This is a genomic window from Rhizobium sp. HT1-10, assembly GCF_049472505.1.
Taxonomy (GTDB): Bacteria; Pseudomonadota; Alphaproteobacteria; order Rhizobiales; family Rhizobiaceae; genus Rhizobium.
In genome coordinates this window covers 1-17,337 of the sequence record NZ_JBCEBQ010000002.1, presented here as the reverse complement: position 1 = coordinate 17,337, position 17,337 = coordinate 1, and the positions used below count along the sequence as shown (strand labels likewise).

The following is a 17,337-nucleotide window of genomic DNA, read 5'->3' as shown; positions in this document are numbered from 1 at the left end:
TGAATTCGTGCACTTACGGCATGGACTGGCACGCGAATAACGTCTATTTCCTCAGCCTCTGGCGATATCGAATGTCGCTGAATCATCCCCTGATACCCGAGGCATCTTCTGGTGAAAAAAGTGCAGCGCAGTTTCGTCGTCGAATACAAATCCGGTCGGCAGAAACTCGACCCGAAGTCGAACTCTATCTGGGGTAAGATTGATCTCAAGTCAGTTGCCCGCGAAGTCAAGGACGACGCGGTTTCATTTTTGTCGGGAGGGCCAGCAGATGGTAGTTCCGACAGCGCACTGCCAGTATCGAAAACTGAGCGCGCAGGACCCTTGTGGACACCGCCGACCGGGCAGCACACGACACCCACAGTGACCGAGGAGACGGCCACGACCGCCGAAATCGATACGATTACCAAGACTGAGGCGCCGGCCGTCACGGCACCGCCGATCGCGCCGAAAAAACCGCGCCAACCGCGCGCAACGAACGCAAGCCCACAAACCGCCTCGGTCGATGATGCGATGGAACCAGCTGATGCTTCTGCTCGCGCCCCCGCGAAACAGAAGCGTGAACGCAAGGCCAAGCCGATCGAAGGCAACAGTGCTGACAGGCGCGCTCCCAAGGACGTACCGGAGGCGCCTGCCGTGCCTATGGCAGCTGTGCTGCCGACAACTGCCGTAGAGACCGGTGACAAGATGGCGGATCTGCTGCAGTTGGAAGAAGAGAACCAAAAGCTGCGCATGCTGCTGGCCGAAAAGCTCCGTGCTGAAAACGCCGATCTACGCAAGCGCCTCAAGCTCGATTGAGAAACAACCGGCAGCCAATCGCCGGCCGCATTTGCATGCCAACGAGCAACAGTCTGGTGGGCGGGCTCGAAGAGGCCGCGGTCGCGTTACAGGCCTCTCCGCTCGCAGCGTCCACTTCCGACGAAATGACGAGCCTCGATGAGCAGATCGCCGCGCTCCGGACCCAGTTTGCCAGCAAGCTCCGACTGCAGAATGCAGTTGAAGAAGATATGGCGCGTTTCGAGCGGTGATCATGTTATGATGTCGCGGTCTGCGGGGAATGCCAAGCGCAAATCAACGGACAGGATCAAATGCATTGCTGTGGCATATCTCTTTATCTGACGGACAAACGCGTTTGTGGAATGGGTGACTTCTGATTAAGAACAGGTCGTTTTGGGTTTGGATCTCTGCACTCGCCGTACCCGTTGTTTCTCTGATCGCAGTTCAGATCGATACGAACTCTGGGGCATCTATCGGCGGCGGCGGCTACGATCTTGGTCCGTTTATATATTCCTGGCTGTTGATTATATTCACAGCTGGCTGGTCGCTTTGCACGTTTACGGCCGTATTACTTCATCGCGACCGGGAAGCTTCGATGCGGGCTGCCGGCTTGACTGTTATTGGATTTGTCACGCTCGTCACCGTCTTGCTTCTTTACCGACACAACCTTTCCTAGATAATAGAGGATCCGGGAAGACTTCGTCCTTTGTTCGGCGAAGCTCGAGAATCATCAACATTGGAGGCGGTGTGAATTACTTGTCGATTATGCATCACCGCACTCGTCGAAGCTATGACCGTGATAGTATCCAGAATAGTAGCTGTAACGTCCAACCCGGATATTGGGATTAGTGACGACGCGTTCGAGCGTGATGCCCTTGAATGGGCTCTCGAAGACATTTACGTGATAAGTACCGTTTACGCGCAAGCCGCGCGTGCGGCGAAGATCCACCCGAATTCTTACGGGTGAATGCGAACAAGTGAACTCGCGGGTCGCCTGCTCCAGCTTCCTGCGTCAGATACGCGAAAGCGCGACGCGAATGTTCGGTGTGCGACTTTCATTGCCGTATAATGACACATTCGACCGCCTATACCAATTGGCCGACTATGAGCCCACCAATGCCAGTGCGGACGACGGCTAGGGGGGCGCAGTAGCGAACGGCCGCTTCACGCCCCCATATCAGCCATCACGTGGGGGCGCTTGTTTCCTCGAAGCTGACTGGCCGACATGCGCGTCAATCCAAGCGCGCGTCTGCTCAAGAACCTCGTCAGACAGTTGAGGATCGTCCACCGCCCGGGCGAGGATGACGGCTCCGACCATGGCCGCCCAGCTTCCAATCGCTGCGCGGCGGGTCTCGGCCGAACCACTGTCCGGAAGCGCATGCTCAATACGCGCGATCTGGGAGCGTAGTCCTTCGGTCATGGCCGCTTTTGCGGCCGGCGTCTGGTGGCGAATGGCAGCGGCCAGCCCTGCCGTCGGGCATCCATTGCCGGGATTGTCACGGTGACGAGGCGCCAGATAGGAGCGGAGGAAACCGCTGAACTCGCCGTCTCCGAAACTGTCCGCTGCCAACGCGTGCGCCAGCGTCTGAGCCACCAGATCGTCCTTCGAGGTGAAGTGTCCATAAAAACCGCCATGGGTCATGCCGGCGGCCTTCATGACCTCCGAGACGCTGACTGCATCGAATCCCTTATCCTTAAACAACCGGCTGGCGACGTCCAGAATCCGGCCTCTGTTCTCCGCCATCTGCTCTCGGCTGACCTTCATTTCAAAAATTCTCCGCAACACCCGTTGACATTTACATGATGACGATCATATTTAAATCCAATCATGATGATTATCATGAATATAGGATCAATCACAGAAAAGAGCAATCCGATGAGCCAAGTTTCCGCAGTCCTGATTACCGGCGCCTCGACAGGCCTTGGCGCCACCTATGCCGAACGGTTCGCGCGACGCGGACATGACCTCGTACTGGTCGCACGAGACGTCGTGCGTATGGAGGCGCTTGCGAGCCGTCTGCGCCACGAAACCGGCGTGACGATCGATATCCTCCCTGCCGATCTCATCCAGCCAGCGGATCTTGCCAAGGTCGAGACCAGGCTGCGTGACGATGCGCGCATCGGCATTCTCGTCAACAATGCAGGGACGGCGATCGGCGGAAGCTTCGTCGACCAGAGTGCCGATGACATGGCCAAACTCGTTGCACTCAACACGACCGCACTTGTCCGGCTTGCCGGAGCTATAGCGCCGCGTCTTGCCAAGGCTGGCGAGGGCGCGATCGTCAATATCGGTTCTGTTGTAGGTCTGGCCCCGGAATTCGGCATGACCGTCTACGGCGCGACGAAGGCTTTCGTCCTGTTCCTGTCCCAGGGTCTCGCGCACGAACTTGGACCCAAAGGCGTCTACATCCAGGCAGTGCTTCCCGCCACGACCCGGACCGAGATCTGGAATCATGTCGGCGCCGACGTCAATGCCATGAGCAATGTCATGGAAGTGGGCGATCTGGTCGATGCAGCCCTGGTCGGGTTCGACCGTCGCGAACCGGTTACCATCCCGCCGCTTCACGATGCCAGCCAGTGGGATGCTTTCGATGGCGCGCGCAAAGCCATGCTCGGCAACCTCGGCAACGCGCTTCCTGCAGAACGCTACCGCAATCTCGCCTGAGCATCACGCGATCGGCAAGCGCGCACCACAGCAGAAGAAACATCACAGGTACATCATGACCAACAACCCGCTTTTCGAACCCAGCGCCATCGGCGACATGACCCTTTCAAACCGGATCGCCATGGCGCCGCGCACACGCAACCGCGCCGGGCGGCCCCGCCTCACTGAAGTTTCCGGCGTTTGAACCATAGGGGCTGCACTTCGGCGCGGCCCCTCTCATGCCGATCATCATCCATCCCTGACAATTCCCAAAGCTGCGCGGACGGATGTTACGCGCCAGATCGAGAAGAACGCTATGGCGACCTTTGCACCAAAAAAACAGAAAACTGCATTCGTGACCGGGGCATCCAGCGGCATCGGCAAAGCGGCGGCACTCGCCCTCAGCCGGGCCGGCTATCGGGTGATCGGCACCAGCCGCAAGGCAGCACCCGGCGAGGTCCGCGACGGCATACGAATGATCGCTTGTGACGTGACCTCGGACGTCTCCGTTGCCGCCGCGGTAGCGCTTGCCCATGCAGAACTCGGCCGCATCGACCTCTTGGTCAACAATGCCGGATACGCCGTGTCTGGGGCTGCGGAGGAAAGCTCGATCGAGCAGGTTCGTGCGCTGTTCGACACCAACTTCCTGGGTGTCATCCGGGTGTCGAATTCGGTCCTTCCGATCATGCGTCAGCAGGGTTCTGGACGGATCCTGAACATCGGCTCGGTGATGGGGCTCATTCCTGGTCCCTTCGGCGCCTATTACACGGCGAGCAAGCACGCGATCGAGGGCTATTCTGAATCGCTGGACCATGAGGTACGGCCGTTCGGCATCCGGGTCGCCGTCATCGAGCCATGGGCGACAAAGACTTCCATCGAGGCCAACTCACCACAAGGCGATCGGACCGTTGCGGCCTATCGCGAGACATTTGCCCGCTACCAGGCCGCGTTCAATGCGGCGATGGCTGCCGGGGACACGGCGGATGATGTGGCGGCGACGATCCTTGCCGCAGCCCAGGCCCGGAAGCCGCGACATCGCTACCCCTCAGGCAAGGCTGCCCAACAGACCGCGTTTGCCCGGCGTTTCCTTCCTCGTGCGCTGTTCGATCGCATCCTTCGCAAACAGTTCAACATCGCCTGAGATCCAATTCTCACGCAATTGGCCCGCGCGCTGGCATGCTGCCGACATCCAACAGCCACGAGATGACCCGGCGCATCCCGAATACCGAGCTGGTAATCGACAAGAATGCCGGCCATGGCGGCATCTTCCAATACCACGCCGAGTTCGTGCCGAAAGCCCTGGCTTTCCTGGCCGCCTGACCTGATACTCTTTCCACACTGGAGAAAACTCGTGAAAGCCTTCGTCGTCGACAAATACAAGAAGAAGGCCCCGTTGCGTCTGGCAGAAATGCCCGATCCTCACGTCGGTCCCAATGATGTACTCGTTCGCATCGAAGCCACCGCGATCAACCTTCTCGATTCCAAGGTCCGCGACGGCGAATTCAAGCTGTTTCTGCCCTATCGCCCGCCCTTCATTCTCGGCCACGATCTGGCCGGAACGATCCTCCGCGTTGGCGCCAATGTCCGGCAGTTCAAGGCTGGCGACGAGGTGTTCGCTCGCCCGCGCGACCAGCGGGTCGGAACCTTTGCAGAAATGATTGCGATCGATGCCGCAGACCTCGCGCTGAAGCCGGCAAGCCTGTCCATGGAGCAGGCAGCGTCGATCCCGCTGGTCGGACTGACCGCCTGGCAGGCGCTTGTCGAGGTCGGCAAGGTCAAACCCGGCCAGAAGGTGTTCATCCAGGCAGGGTCCGGCGGTGTCGGCACCTTTGCCATTCAACTCGCCAAACATCTCGGCGCCACCGTGGCGACCACCACCAGTGCCGCAAATGCCGAACTGGTCAAAAGCCTCGGGGCCGATCTGGTCATCGACTACAAGACCCAGGACTTCGAACAGGTGCTCTCCGGATACGATCTTGTTCTGAACAGCCAGGATGCCAAGACGCTGGCAAAGTCAGTGAATGTACTGAAGCCCGGCGGAAAGCTCATCTCGATCTCCGGGCCGCCGGACGTTCCCTTCGCCAAATCCCTGCGGCTGAACTTGTTCCTGCGCTTTGTAATGCGGATGCTGAGCCGCGGCATATTGAAGAAGGCAAGGAGCCGCGGCGTCGACTACTCATTCCTCTTTATGCGCGCCGAAGGTCAGCAAATGCGTGAGATCGCCAAGCTGATCGACGCCGGCGCTATCCTTCCCGTCGTGGACAAGGTGTTTCCATTTGCGCAGACGCCAGACGCCTTGGTCTATGTCGAAAACGGACGCGCCAAGGGGAAGGTTGTGGTTGGCGTCTCAAAATGACCGTGTCGCCAGCGCGAATGTGATTCACGCTTTGGATGGATCGCTTTGTACTGACAGACGCCCAATGGGCGAAGATAGACCTTTCGTTTCATCATAATATGGTGAGTTCGACACAGCCGTCATCGTCCCGGATTCAGGTGCATATGCGCCTTTCCCCGACTATGAATAAGGTACCGGCACTTGAGTAGTGTAGTTTCGGTCGGGGGATGGACCGGAGGGTCCTGACAACAGAGGCGATTGACACCTATTTACTGCAACGTTTTGGGAGAAGGCAAATGGAGTATCGGCAGCTTGGCCGCTCGGGTCTGAAAGTATCAGCGATTACCATGGGGACGATGACCTTCGGGGGCGTCGGTTGGGCAAAAACCGTCGGCGACCTTGGAATTGACGAGGCGCGCCGCCTTGTCGACCTCTGCATCGATGCCGGTGTAAACCTGATAGACACAGCGGACGCCTATTCCGACGGGCTTTGTGAAGAGATTCTCGGAGAGATCATCGGCGGCCCGCGCAAGAAGGGCGTTTTGATCGCCACCAAGGCCCGGTTTCCGATGGGCGACGGGCCGAACAACGCAGGTCTGTCGCGCCAACACCTCATCAGAGCCTGCGAAGATAGCCTGAGGCGCATGAAGACTGACGTGATCGACCTCTACCAGGTCCATGAATGGGACGGCCTGACGCCCGTTGAGGAGACGATGGAAGCGCTCGACACCTTGGTCAAACAGGGCAAAGTCCGCTACATCGGTTGTTCGAACTTCTCCGGTTGGCACATCATGAAGGCTCTCGGGGTTTCCGAGCGCGATCGCTACCAGCGCTTCGTGAGCCAGCAAATCCACTACACTCTGGAAACGCGCGATGCGGAGAATGAGCTGGTTCCCATCAGCGTCGACCAAGGGCTTGGCATTCTGGTCTGGGCTCCGATCGCGGGCGGCCTTCTGTCCGGCAAACATCGCCGCAACCAGGCTACCCCGGAAGGCACGCGCCAGTTCGCCGGTTGGACCGAACCACCGATCCGGGACGAAGACAGGCTTTGGAACATTGTCGATGCACTCGTCGAGATTGGCGCGGGAAGAGGAGTATCCGCGGCCCAGGTCGCCCTTGCCTGGTTGCTGGGTCGACCGGCAGTCACGTCGGTTATCGTCGGCGGCAGGACCGAAGCCCAGTTCAAGGACAATCTGTCCTCCGCGGACCTCAAGCTGACGGACGAAGAGCGTTCGAAGCTCGATCAGGTTAGCCTGCCGTGGCTTCAGTATCCTTACTGGCACCAGAGAAACACGGCTTCCGATCGCCTTGGACCTGCCGATCTGAGCCTCCTTGCGCCTTACCTCGGATGACGCCCTCCTGACGAAGATATCGAGTGGTTGCTCACGAAGCGATCAACCACTCGTCTAGAAGAATTCGATCCGGGGCAAATAACGACGATCGGTCGGAGTTACTTGGGCAGGCCCAGTTGCGCGTTGCTATCGGAGCAGCCATTCCGATCGGAGCCGCGTTCAGAAGGCATCTCGGGCGTGAAGCCTTCTTCTTGTCCTTCTCGACTCAGACGATGGTCACCATGCGCCGAATGAATTCCTGCGGCTTTCCAACTTCCGCGCCGGCATGGTCGTCTAGGCAAGATTGCTCGCGAGGCTGGGAAAATCGTCAACTCCAAGCGACATGCCTTGACACGGCCAACTGCCTGTATTTTACTCAAGCCTGCAGTTTGGGCATTCGCTAGCTGCAACACATGACTTTGACAGTCGCCAGGCAGTTTCGCCTCATGACGCCTCATCATCGGATGAGACACGCGTCATGGGTTTTTTTGTATTAGGGTTCCAATGCACGACGCGATAAAAATCGGCATCCTTTATTCCACGACAGGGCCCTATGCGGCCATGGGCCGGGATGCGCGTGACGGTGCACAGCTGGCAATTGACGAGCTTGGCGCTGCGGGCAAGCTCATCGAGCCGGTCTTCATCGATCCGCATGCCGATATCGCCGCCTATCTGGAAGCTGCGAGACATATGCTGCGAGATGCGGGCTGCCGACACATTGTCGGAACGATCACCTCGGCTGCCCGCAAGGAAGTCATCCCGCTCGTTGAAAAATATGACGGCCTGCTTTGGTACATGTGCCCGTACGAAGGTTTTGAGGCCAACGAAAACGTTGTCTATATCGGCGGCTGCCCGAACCAGCATCTGCTGCCGTTTTTCGACTACCTGCTTCCACGCTACGGCAATCGCCCCTACCTGGTCGGCGCAAACTATGTTTGGGGCTGGGAAATGAACCGGCTTGCCCGCGAACTGATCACCAATGCCGGCGGAACTGTCCTGGGTGAACGCTACCTTCCGCTCGAGGAGACCGCTGTTGAACGCATCGTCACCGACATCGAGCAGCGCCGCCCGAGCTTCATCCTCAACAATCTGATTGGGCCATCGAGCTATGCCTTCCTGGAGGCAATCCGGAAGCTGGGCGAACGCGATCAAGCCTTCTTGCCGGCGAACTGCCCGGTCGCGAGCTGCGACCTCATGGAATGCGAGCTTGAGGATATCCGGCCGGGTGCCGCCGTCGGCCAACTCTGTGCGGCATCCTATTTCGACAGCCTTGGCTCCGCCGAAAACGACGCCTTCAAGGCCCGCGTGCAAGCGCGCGACGGTGCGTCGCGCCGCGTCTCCAGCCTATTTGCGAGCGCGTACACCGCGGTGAAGCTCTGCGCCGAGGCGATCGTCGCGGCTGGTAGCGACGAACCCCAACTGGTACGCCGCGAGCTCCACGCACACCCTTGGCCGAGCCTGCTGGGCCCGTTGTCGATCGACGCGGATACCAACCACGCCGCTCTGCCATTCCATCTTGGCCGCATTAACGCCGAGAACGGCTTCGACGTGATCGCATCGCGACCACCGCTCGCCGCCGATCCCTATCTGACGGGCAAGCGCAGTCATCATGCGCCAAAGTTGCGGGTGGTATCATGAGAGATACGCCGAACTTTGCCGGCTGGACGGTCACCATTCTCCACCGGGAGGACAGCAATACAGAGCGACTGATCCGGCAGCTCAGGCTGCTCGGTCTTCGCCCGTCCGTTCAATGGAAGCCGATCGAGGCGGCCGGCTTGCCTGACATGGTAATCGTCGATGCCGACCAGGGCTTCGACGACCTGTTACCATGGCGTGGCAGCAATCCGGCGATGCCGGTCGCAGCGCTGCTCGGCTCGGAAGCGCCGGGCCGCATTGCCTGGGCACTGGAGCAGGGCGCAAGCGCGATCATCGCGAAGCCGGTATCCGCATCCTCTGTTTACCCCGCGCTCGTAATGGCGCTCTCGATCCATGAAGAGCGGAAAGCAGCGGCAGAGAAGATGCAATATCTGGAAGAGCGGGTGCGCCTGAGGCCGCTGGTGCATGCCGCGGTAGAGAGAATCGCGGAGCGGCACAAAGTGGACGAGGAGCGTGCCTACACGATCCTGCGCCAGTCCGCCATGCGCCGACGCCTGACGATGGAGCAGCTTGCCGCCTTTATACTCGGCGGCGCCGAGCCCCTGCCGGAGGCCGGTTGATGCATGTTTTCAAATCCATGTTGCGCCAGCCGTCCGCGGTCTTCGGGCTTGTCGTCGTCATACTCGTCGTGGCCCTGGCCATCGCCGCTCCGCTGATTGCTCCTTTCAGTCCCGATGACCAGCTTGCAGAAGGTCTCTCGCTCGAAGGCGCGCCGCTGCCGCCGGGAGGTCCCTTCCTGCTTGGCACCGACACGCTCGGCCGTGACCTTCTGTCGCGTCTTCTCTTCGGCGCCCGCACCTCGCTTGTCATCGGCCTTGTCGCCAATGGTGTCGCCGTGGCAATCGGTCTCCTCGTCGGCATTTTGGCGGGCTATATCCGCGGGGTTGTGGGCAACCTGATGATGCGCTTCACCGACCTGATGATGGCCTTCCCCGCACTGCTGCTGGCGATCGTTCTTGCGGCTTTGCTGAAGCCGAGCCTCTGGATTGTCGCCATGGTCATCGCGCTGGTGAACTGGGTGCAGGTTGCCCGCATCGTCTATACGGAGACCCGCGGACTGGTGGAGCGGGACTTCATCATGGCAGAGCGTTCGCTCGGAGCGGGGCACTTTCGCATCCTCGTCAGGCATATCCTGCCTCACCTCATGCCGACAGCGATCGTCTGGGGTACGCTGGGCATTGCAACGACAGTGCTGCTCGAAGCGACGCTTTCGTTCCTCGGCATCGGCGTGCAGCCGCCCGATGCATCCTGGGGCAACATCATCTTCGACAACCAGACTTATTTTCAAGATGCTCCCTGGCTCGTCTTCATTCCCGGCGCCGTCATCCTGCTGACCGCTCTCTCGTTCAATCTCGTCGGCGACGCCTTGCGCGACATCCTCGATCCGACCCAGCGAGGCAGAGGCTGACCATGACACTCGTCATCCTTCGCCGCCTCGTGCAGGCCATGTTGATCCTGCTCGGCGTCGCGGCCATCACGTTCCTGCTGCTTTATGCGCTCCCTGCCGATCCCGCGGTACTCATCGCCGGACGAAGCGCCACGCCGCAGATGGTTGCCAATATCCGCCATGAACTCGGGCTCGACCAGCCGCTGCTGTTTCAGTTCCTGCATTATCTTTACGGTCTCGTGCATGGCGATTTTGGCCGATCTTATACCCAGCGCACTGCGGTTCTGCCGCTGATCCTGGCACGCCTGCCCGCAACACTGATCCTGATGGCCGCGGGTATCGCGGTGGAAGTCGTGCTTGGCCTGACGTTCGGCGTCATCGCCGCCATCAGACGCGGCGGGCTGATCGACCGCACGATCATGATGCTCTCCTTCGTCGGCGTCTCCTCGCCGCAGTTCGTCGTTGCGCTGCTGTTGCTCTACGTCTTTGCCGCGACCCTCGGCTGGTTCCCGATGTCGGGCTTCGGAACCCCGGCCCATGTCGTGCTGCCGGCCATGACACTCGGCGTCCTCGGCGCAGGATGGTATGCGCGCATGGTCCGCTCCGCTATGATCGACGTGCTGAACCATGACTATGTGCGAACGGCCCGGGCCAAGGGCCTATCCGGCCGGCGCATCATTTTCCGTCACGTCCTGCCCAACGCAATCCTGCCGATCATCGCCATGATTGGCATCGATATCGGCCAGTTCATGAGTGGTGTCGTGGTCGTCGAGGCCGTCTACGGCTGGCCCGGTATCGGCCAGCTCGCCTGGCAGGCAATCCAGCAGGTCGACATCCCCATCATCATGGGCGTCACGCTCGTCTCCGCCCTCGCCATCGTCATCGGCAACCTACTTGCCGATGTGATCGCCCCGTTCGTAGACCCGCGCATCCGCGCGCAATAACCAAGGCAAAACCACAGAGGAGAAGTCAATGACCACCAGATTTCTGAAACGGGCCGGACTGGCCGCCATGCTTGCCACGAGCGCGCTCGTGCCAGCGATTGCCGCCCACGCAGCCGACGAAGCCGCACCGGGCGCCAAGATCATCGTCACCTACAAGGACGACATCGCAACGCTCGATCCCGCGATCGGCTATGACTGGCAGAACTGGTCGATGATCAACGCCATGTTCTCGCGTCTGGTGGATTATCCCGCCGGTACGGCCGAGCTGAAGCCTTCGCTGGCCGAAGGCTACACGGTCTCGGGCGACGGCAAGACCTACACATTCAAGCTGCACGCCGACGTGAAGTTCACCAACGGCCGCCCGCTCGTTGCCTCCGACGTCAAGTATTCGATCGAGCGTACCATCAACCCGAAGACCCAGAGCCCGGGTGCCAGTTTCTATCACTCGATCGTCGGCTACGACGCCATGACGGCAGGCAAGGCGGATACACTTGAGGGAGTGAAGGTCATCGACGATCACACCGTCGAATTCACGCTTGTTCAGCCCGATGCAACCTTCCTCAACGATCTCGCGCTCAACTTCGCCTCGATCGTTCCGAAGGAAGCCGTGGAGGCCGCCGCCGGGGACTTCGGCAAGAAGCCGGTCGGTTCGGGCGCTTTCATCCTCAGGGAATGGACCGTCGGCCAGCGCCTCGTGTTCGAGAAGAACCCCGACTACTTCGTCAAGGGCCGGCCGCGCATCGATGGCTACACCGTCGAGATCGGCCAGGAGCCGCTGGTAGCGCTGCTGCGCCTGCAAAAGGGTGAGGTCGATATTGCAGGCGACGGCATTCCGCCGGCCAAATACCTCGACATGAAAAAGTCCAAGGACTTCGAAGGTATGATCGTCGATCGCCAGCAGCTGGAAACCAGCTACGTGACGCTCAACACTCAGATCAAGCCGTTCGACAACGTCAAGGTCCGCCAGGCCGTCAACATGGCGATCAACAAGGAGCGGATCGTCCGTATCATCAACGGCCGCGCGGTCCCTGCAAACCAGGTCCTGCCGCCGCTGATGGCCGGTTACGACAAGGACTACAAGGGCTATGCCTATGACGTGGCCAAGGCCAAGTCGCTGCTGGCCGAAGCGGGCTTGAAGGACGGCTTCACGACCGAGCTTTATACGTCCAACACCGATCCGCAGCCGCGCATTGCCCAGGCAATCCAGCAGGATCTGGCCGCAGTCGGCATCAAGGCCGAGCTGAAGGCGCTTGCCAATCCGAACGTTATCGCCGCCGGCGGCACGCAGGGGCAGGCGCCCATGGTATGGTCTGGTGGCCTCGGCTGGATCGCCGACTTCCCGGATCCCTCCGACTTCTATGGACCGATCCTCTCTTGCGGCAGCGCCGTTGCCGGCGGCTGGAACTGGTCTTGGTATTGCAACAAGGATATGGAGCCGCGGGCCCAGGCTGCGGACGCCCTGCCGCTTCCGGCCAAGGCAACCGAACGCAATGCGGAGTGGGGCAAGATCTTCACTGAGATTCAGGAGAAGGATGCGCCATGGATCCCCGTCTTCAACGAGCGTCGCGTCGTCGCCAAGTCCAAGCGGATGGGCGGTGAGGACCAGATCTACATCGACCCTACCCGCGTCATCGATTACGACGCGATCTTCGTGAAGAAATAATCGGTCTATCGAAACTGATAATGCCTCCCCTGATGTCTTCTGGGGAGGCCCATTCTGGGGAGAGAATACCATGTGCATCGCATGCACCCACACAATCCATCGTGCCCAGCATAATTTCGGCTGGAACCGTGACTTTGAGCCTGCTCTGGTGGCCAAGCCCGGCGAGACCATTCATTTCGAGTGCCTGGATTCGTCAGGCGGCCAGCTGGGCGAAGGCTCCACGCTGGAGACGCTGAAGACCCTCGACTTCGGAAAGATCAATCCCGTCTCCGGCCCGATCTATGTCGAGGGTGCTATGCCCGGCGATGCGCTGAAGGTAACGCTGCGCCGCTTCATTCCGTCGGGCCTCGGCTGGACTGCCAATATTCCGGGCTTTGGTCTGCTGGCCGATCACTTTCCGGATCCCGCCCTGCACATGTGGAAATACGATGCGACCAGCATGGCACCGGCGCTCTATGGCCCCGGCGGTCGTGTGCCCCTGAAGCCTTTTGCCGGCACCATCGGCGTGGCACCGGCCGCGCCTGGCCTGCACTCCGTGGTTCCGCCGCGCAATGTCGGTGGCAACCTCGATATTCGCGACCTCAGCGCCGGCGTCACCCTCTATCTGCCTGTCGAGGTCGAGGGCGCATTGTTCTCCATTGGCGACACGCACGCAGCCCAGGGCGACGGTGAAGTCTGCGGCACCGCGATCGAAAGCCAGATGAACGTCGAGGCGACCTTGGAGCTGGTCAAGGATGCGAGACTAAAGAGCCCGCGCTTCACGACGACCGAACCCGTGACCCGCCACCTCGACGGTGCCGGCTACGAGGTCACGACCGGCATTGGACCCGACCTGATGACGGGTGCGCGCGAAAGCCTGATGCGGATGATCGACCTGCTTGGGTCGGAACACGGCATGAGTCCCACGGACGCCTATCTGCTGTGCTCCGTCTGCGGCGACCTGCGCATCAGCGAAATCGTCGATGCCCCGAACTGGGTCGTCTCCTTCTATTTTCCGAGGATCGTTTTTTCGTGATGCATGCCCCTTCCGCCTCTCCCTCCGTGCTCTCCGTTCGCGAGCTCTGCGTCGATGCCCGCACCCCGGAGGGACGGCGGCGGGTTCTCGATCGCGTCGGCTTTGACCTGAAGACCGGAGAAACGCTCTGCATCGCCGGCGAATCCGGCTCCGGCAAGTCGGTGACATCGCTTGCGATTATGGGTCTCTTGCCGAAAGCGTCGCTGCAGGTTGCCTCGGGGAATATAATTTTCGGCGATCGAGATCTTTTGAAGCTTTCGGATCGCCAGTTGCGCAGCATCCGAGGCGGGGAAATAGCCATGGTCTTCCAGGAGCCCATGACGTCGCTCAACCCGGTCATGTCCATCGGCAACCAGTTGATGGAGGCGATCCGCGAACACCAGGGTGCGGAAGGCGACACCGTCGAGGCGAGCGCCCTGCGGATGCTCGACGCAGTCCAGATCACCGAGCCTGCCCGCCGCCTGAAGCAATTTCCACACGAGCTCTCGGGCGGCATGCGCCAGCGCGTGATGATTGCCATGGCGCTATCCTGCCGCCCCAAAGTGCTGATCGCCGACGAGCCGACCACGGCGCTCGACGTGACGGTCCAGGCGCAGATCCTGAAGCTGATGCGCGAGCTGAAGCAGGAGTTCGGCACCTCCATCATTCTGATCACCCACGATATGGGCGTGGTCGCCGAAATGGCAGATCGCGTCGTCGTCATGCAAGGCGGCAGGGTGATAGAGGAGGGCAGCACCCTCGGCGTCTTCAGGCAGCCGCAGGAAGACTATACCAGGCAACTGCTGGCAGCGGTGCCGAGGCTCGGCGCATTTTCCGGTACGGACGGTCCGCCGCGGGTGACGGCGGGCACGGCGTTGGAGGTGCACGATCGTACGCCGATCCTCAACGTGCGCGGCCTCGATGTCACCTATGGCAACCAGGCCGGCTGGCTATTCAAAGGCAAGACACCGGCGGCAGCCGTCAGCGACGTATCCTTCGATATCCTGCCCGGCAAAACGCTCGGCCTTGTCGGCGAAAGCGGTTCCGGAAAGTCGACAACGGGCAAGGCGGTGCTCGGCCTGATACCCTTCACCGGGAGCGTGATGATCGACGGTCTGGAAATTTCAGGTCTCGGCCAGTGGGCCATGCGCCCCGTCCGACGCACTGCGCAGATGATCTTCCAGGATCCCTACGCGTCGCTCGACCCGCGCATGAGCGTCGGTGCCGCGATTGCCGAGCCGCTGGTGATCCATGGTCTCGGCGGCAAGTCGGAGCGACAGGACAAGGTAGCTGATCTGCTGCGCCGCGTTGGCCTGACGCCGGACGCTGCAACACGCTACCCGCACGAATTTTCAGGTGGCCAGCGCCAGCGCATCTGCATCGCGCGAGCGCTTGCCTTGCGTCCCAAACTCATCGTCGCCGATGAAGGCGTGGCGGCCCTGGACGTATCGGTGCGCGCCCGCGTGCTCGATCTGATGCTGGAACTGCAGGAGACGATGGGTCTCGCCTATCTCTTCATCTCCCACGACATGGCCGTCGTCGAGCGTATGTCGCACCACGTCGCGGTCATGCGAGGAGGGCGGATCGTCGAAGCTGGGACGCGCCGTGAAATTTTCGATTCTCCCCAGGATCGCTACACACAGGCGCTGATGGCGGCCGTGCCGATCCCTGATCCGGAGGCCTACATGCGAACCGAGGGAACTATCTGATCGTTTATGGCCACGTCTTCATGGATCGTGTCCCAAGTGGTGGTGTAACTTGATTTCAAAGCCATTGGTGATTTCCGGTAGGCTCGGGTTGCTCCGAACCGACCCGAAGAACATAGCCGATGACCTAATCAAACATCTTTCCAAAACCCGAAACCCGGGTAAAGTCATATCCGACTGTAGACATGGCACCATGTATCGCCGTCGCCACGCTGTCATGAATTGCGATGCCGTAGGTCTGTTCAAGCTGCTCGACGATTGGGGCGCCGGCAAGGTTGGTGCAGAATACAGCAATCGAATCCGGCTGCGACGGAACAAGCTTCGCGATCATCTCGGTGATGGTCTCACGCGTCACCTGACTGAAGCTGAAATTATCCCGAATTCCTAAATGCTGATTGCAGATAATCTCGACACCTTCGTTGGAAAACGACTCTACGATCGCCTGCTGCACATCAGACGTATATGGCGAGACCATACCTATTTGACGCTCGTTCCGCCTGCGCATGACATCGAACAACGCAAGCACTGAGGTCGATGCCTTGACGCCGGTTGCCTGCGTTATGCGTGCGCAAAGCGATCGGTCGCTGTCGAGGCCAAGCCATCCCGCGCTCGTTCCGTTCCACACGATGACATCGACCTTCGCGTCCGCGAGCAATTCTGCGGCAGCGAGCATCGGGCGGTCATCGAACTGGCTTAGTGCCGCGGCATCAAGGCCGATGGCTGTCACCTTGAACCGGGAGAAGTGGACCGTCACATCAGGCAGATCTTTGAGCATTTGCGTGGTGACGGGTTCCAGCACCGTGTTGGACGATGGCGTTAGCATTCCGATGCGAAGCGGCTTCACTGAAGTTTCCTGAAGGTAAGATTGATCAAGCATGGATCGGCGGCCGGCCCAGTTTCGGAAGAACGGCCTCGAATGCGGCTGCGGCGGAGAGCACGCTGGCGTCGCCTAGATGGGGACCTATGATCTGCAGCCCGATGGGTAGTCCGTCGACCAGGCCACAGGGTACGCTGGCTGCCCGGTCAGGTTGAAGGGTGACGTGAAGGGGCACCATTCGTAAGGAAGGATCGGGTTGCCATCGATTGTCGATGGACCGTCCTGGTCCTTCGCGAAGGCGGTAACCGATAGCGTGGGTGTCAGGATGAAGTCACAGCCGCTCATGATCTTCGCGATCTCGTCGACAAAGGCTTTTCTGGCGGTGATTGCGTCGGTGGCATCTTCGAACGGACGGGATTCGGCGAGAAGAGCGGTGACAGCGTTGGAAACCGGCAAGGGCTTTTCTGCCAGCAGTGCCCGCATGCCTGTAAGGTCGGTCTCCAGCGCCACCATCGCCCGGAAGGTCGCATGAACATCGATTTCGGGCGGCGTGCCGACGACCAATTCCAGTCCACACGCCTCCGCCAGAAGCGCCACCGCCTTGTCGGTGGTTTCTCGCAATTTCTGCTCGATCTTCTGGTCATGCCATGTCGGCCAGTAGAGAACCCTGGTCCCGCGCGGCAGCGGCGCGATGTCGGTCCAGGAAAGATCGGCGCAGGGGATCGACCAGCGGTCGCGTGGATCGGGGCCGGCGATGACGGAAAGCATCAGGGCCGCGTCGGCCACATCGCGCGCGATCGGTCCGATATGCTCGATCGACTCCCAGCCCGATGCACCCGGTATCGATATATCCCTGTGAGTTCACGATGAACCGCGACTTGCGGCATTCCCAATGCTATCCCGCGCGCCTGATCTGGGCGAGAACTTTCTGGCGAAAGACCTCTGCGGGCGTTTTGTAGCCGAGGCATTTACGCGGCGTTGAGTTTAGCCTGTTGCAGATCTCGACCAGATCGCTCTCGGTGATAGACAGCGGATTGACCTCTCTCGACAGCCATTTGCGGGCCCGGCGATTGGTGTTTTCGACGG

The 17,337-nt window shown here is 60.4% G+C and carries 17 protein-coding genes and 2 pseudogenes; 15 read left to right on the top strand and 4 right to left on the bottom strand.

Translation table 11 applies throughout. The features are described from left to right. The first annotated feature begins 111 nt into the window (after positions 1 to 111). Together VH564_RS05230 and VH564_RS05225 are read left to right on the top strand one after the other, a co-directional pair. On the top strand, positions 112 to 795 hold the full coding sequence (locus tag VH564_RS05230; protein WP_423338766.1) for a transcriptional regulator: 684 nt from the start codon (positions 112 to 114) through the stop codon (positions 793 to 795). A 56-nt stretch (positions 796 to 851) separates the two neighbouring features. Next, positions 852 to 1,025 carry a hypothetical protein gene (locus VH564_RS05225; protein ID WP_423338765.1) on the top strand — a complete coding sequence of 58 codons (174 nt, stop codon included), beginning with the start codon at positions 852 to 854 and terminating at the stop codon, positions 1,023 to 1,025. Positions 1,026 to 1,951: 926 nt separating this feature from the next. On the opposite strand, the gene VH564_RS05220 is transcribed toward VH564_RS05225, so the two are convergent. Next, the gene (locus VH564_RS05220; RefSeq protein ID WP_423338764.1) at positions 1,952 to 2,539 is read right to left on the bottom strand and encodes a TetR/AcrR family transcriptional regulator; all 588 of its coding nucleotides are present in this window, start codon (positions 2,537 to 2,539) and stop codon (positions 1,952 to 1,954) included. Between the two features lie 111 nt (positions 2,540 to 2,650). Here VH564_RS05220 and VH564_RS05215 point away from each other — a divergent pair, with 111 nt between their 5' ends. The 13 genes and pseudogenes from VH564_RS05215 to VH564_RS05155 all read left to right on the top strand — a co-directional run bounded on the left by VH564_RS05215 (position 2,651) and on the right by VH564_RS05155 (position 15,437). Then, complete coding sequence (locus VH564_RS05215; protein ID WP_423338763.1) at positions 2,651 to 3,439, top strand: SDR family NAD(P)-dependent oxidoreductase; 789 nt, start codon at positions 2,651 to 2,653, stop codon at positions 3,437 to 3,439. 55 nt (positions 3,440 to 3,494) lie between these two features. After that, the gene (locus VH564_RS05210) at positions 3,495 to 3,623 is read left to right on the top strand and encodes a hypothetical protein (RefSeq protein ID WP_423338762.1); all 129 of its coding nucleotides are present in this window, start codon (positions 3,495 to 3,497) and stop codon (positions 3,621 to 3,623) included. A gap of 111 nt (positions 3,624 to 3,734) precedes the next feature. Then, complete coding sequence (locus tag VH564_RS05205) at positions 3,735 to 4,559, top strand: oxidoreductase (protein WP_423338761.1); 825 nt, start codon at positions 3,735 to 3,737, stop codon at positions 4,557 to 4,559. A 35-nt stretch (positions 4,560 to 4,594) separates the two neighbouring features. Next, a pseudogene (locus tag VH564_RS05200) lies at positions 4,595 to 4,738 on the top strand (alpha/beta fold hydrolase); the annotation flags it as partial. Positions 4,739 to 4,769: 31 nt separating this feature from the next. Further along, on the top strand, positions 4,770 to 5,774 hold the full coding sequence (locus tag VH564_RS05195) for an NADP-dependent oxidoreductase (protein ID WP_423338760.1): 1,005 nt from the start codon (positions 4,770 to 4,772) through the stop codon (positions 5,772 to 5,774). A gap of 275 nt (positions 5,775 to 6,049) precedes the next feature. Next, positions 6,050 to 7,105 (top strand): aldo/keto reductase, encoded by a 1,056-nt coding sequence (locus VH564_RS05190; RefSeq protein ID WP_423339376.1) that lies wholly within the window; start codon positions 6,050 to 6,052, stop codon positions 7,103 to 7,105. 483 nt (positions 7,106 to 7,588) lie between these two features. Beyond that, complete coding sequence (locus VH564_RS05185; protein ID WP_423338759.1) at positions 7,589 to 8,722, top strand: transporter substrate-binding domain-containing protein; 1,134 nt, start codon at positions 7,589 to 7,591, stop codon at positions 8,720 to 8,722. Continuing rightward, positions 8,719 to 9,300, top strand: a complete 582-nt coding sequence (locus tag VH564_RS05180; protein WP_423338758.1) for an ANTAR domain-containing response regulator — start codon at positions 8,719 to 8,721, stop codon at positions 9,298 to 9,300. The genes VH564_RS05185 and VH564_RS05180 overlap by 4 nt, the downstream gene beginning before the upstream one ends. Continuing rightward, the gene (locus VH564_RS05175; protein WP_423338757.1) at positions 9,300 to 10,148 is read left to right on the top strand and encodes an ABC transporter permease; all 849 of its coding nucleotides are present in this window, start codon (positions 9,300 to 9,302) and stop codon (positions 10,146 to 10,148) included. Before VH564_RS05180 ends, VH564_RS05175 begins: the two co-directional genes overlap by 1 nt. Positions 10,149 to 10,150: 2 nt before the next feature. Continuing rightward, the gene (locus VH564_RS05170; protein ID WP_423338756.1) at positions 10,151 to 11,071 is read left to right on the top strand and encodes an ABC transporter permease; all 921 of its coding nucleotides are present in this window, start codon (positions 10,151 to 10,153) and stop codon (positions 11,069 to 11,071) included. 28 nt (positions 11,072 to 11,099) lie between these two features. Continuing rightward, positions 11,100 to 12,734 carry an ABC transporter substrate-binding protein gene (locus tag VH564_RS05165; protein WP_423338755.1) on the top strand — a complete coding sequence of 545 codons (1,635 nt, stop codon included), beginning with the start codon at positions 11,100 to 11,102 and terminating at the stop codon, positions 12,732 to 12,734. Between the two features lie 70 nt (positions 12,735 to 12,804). Continuing rightward, complete coding sequence (locus VH564_RS05160) at positions 12,805 to 13,749, top strand: acetamidase/formamidase family protein (protein ID WP_423338754.1); 945 nt, start codon at positions 12,805 to 12,807, stop codon at positions 13,747 to 13,749. Beyond that, complete coding sequence (locus VH564_RS05155; protein WP_423339375.1) at positions 13,749 to 15,437, top strand: ABC transporter ATP-binding protein; 1,689 nt, start codon at positions 13,749 to 13,751, stop codon at positions 15,435 to 15,437. Before VH564_RS05160 ends, VH564_RS05155 begins: the two co-directional genes overlap by 1 nt. A 124-nt stretch (positions 15,438 to 15,561) precedes the next feature. Here the strand turns inward: VH564_RS05155 and VH564_RS05150 are convergent, their stop codons facing one another. The 3 genes and pseudogenes from VH564_RS05150 to VH564_RS05140 form a co-directional block, all read right to left on the bottom strand. Beyond that, positions 15,562 to 16,278 (bottom strand): maleate cis-trans isomerase family protein, encoded by a 717-nt coding sequence (locus tag VH564_RS05150; protein WP_423338753.1) that lies wholly within the window; start codon positions 16,276 to 16,278, stop codon positions 15,562 to 15,564. Between the two features lie 117 nt (positions 16,279 to 16,395). Continuing rightward, positions 16,396 to 17,037, bottom strand: coding sequence for an amidase family protein (locus VH564_RS05145; RefSeq protein ID WP_423338752.1), 642 nt, complete (start codon positions 17,035 to 17,037; stop codon positions 16,396 to 16,398). Positions 17,038 to 17,146: 109 nt separating this feature from the next. Then, positions 17,147 to 17,337 (bottom strand): annotated as a pseudogene (locus VH564_RS05140) (IS30 family transposase); the annotation flags it as partial.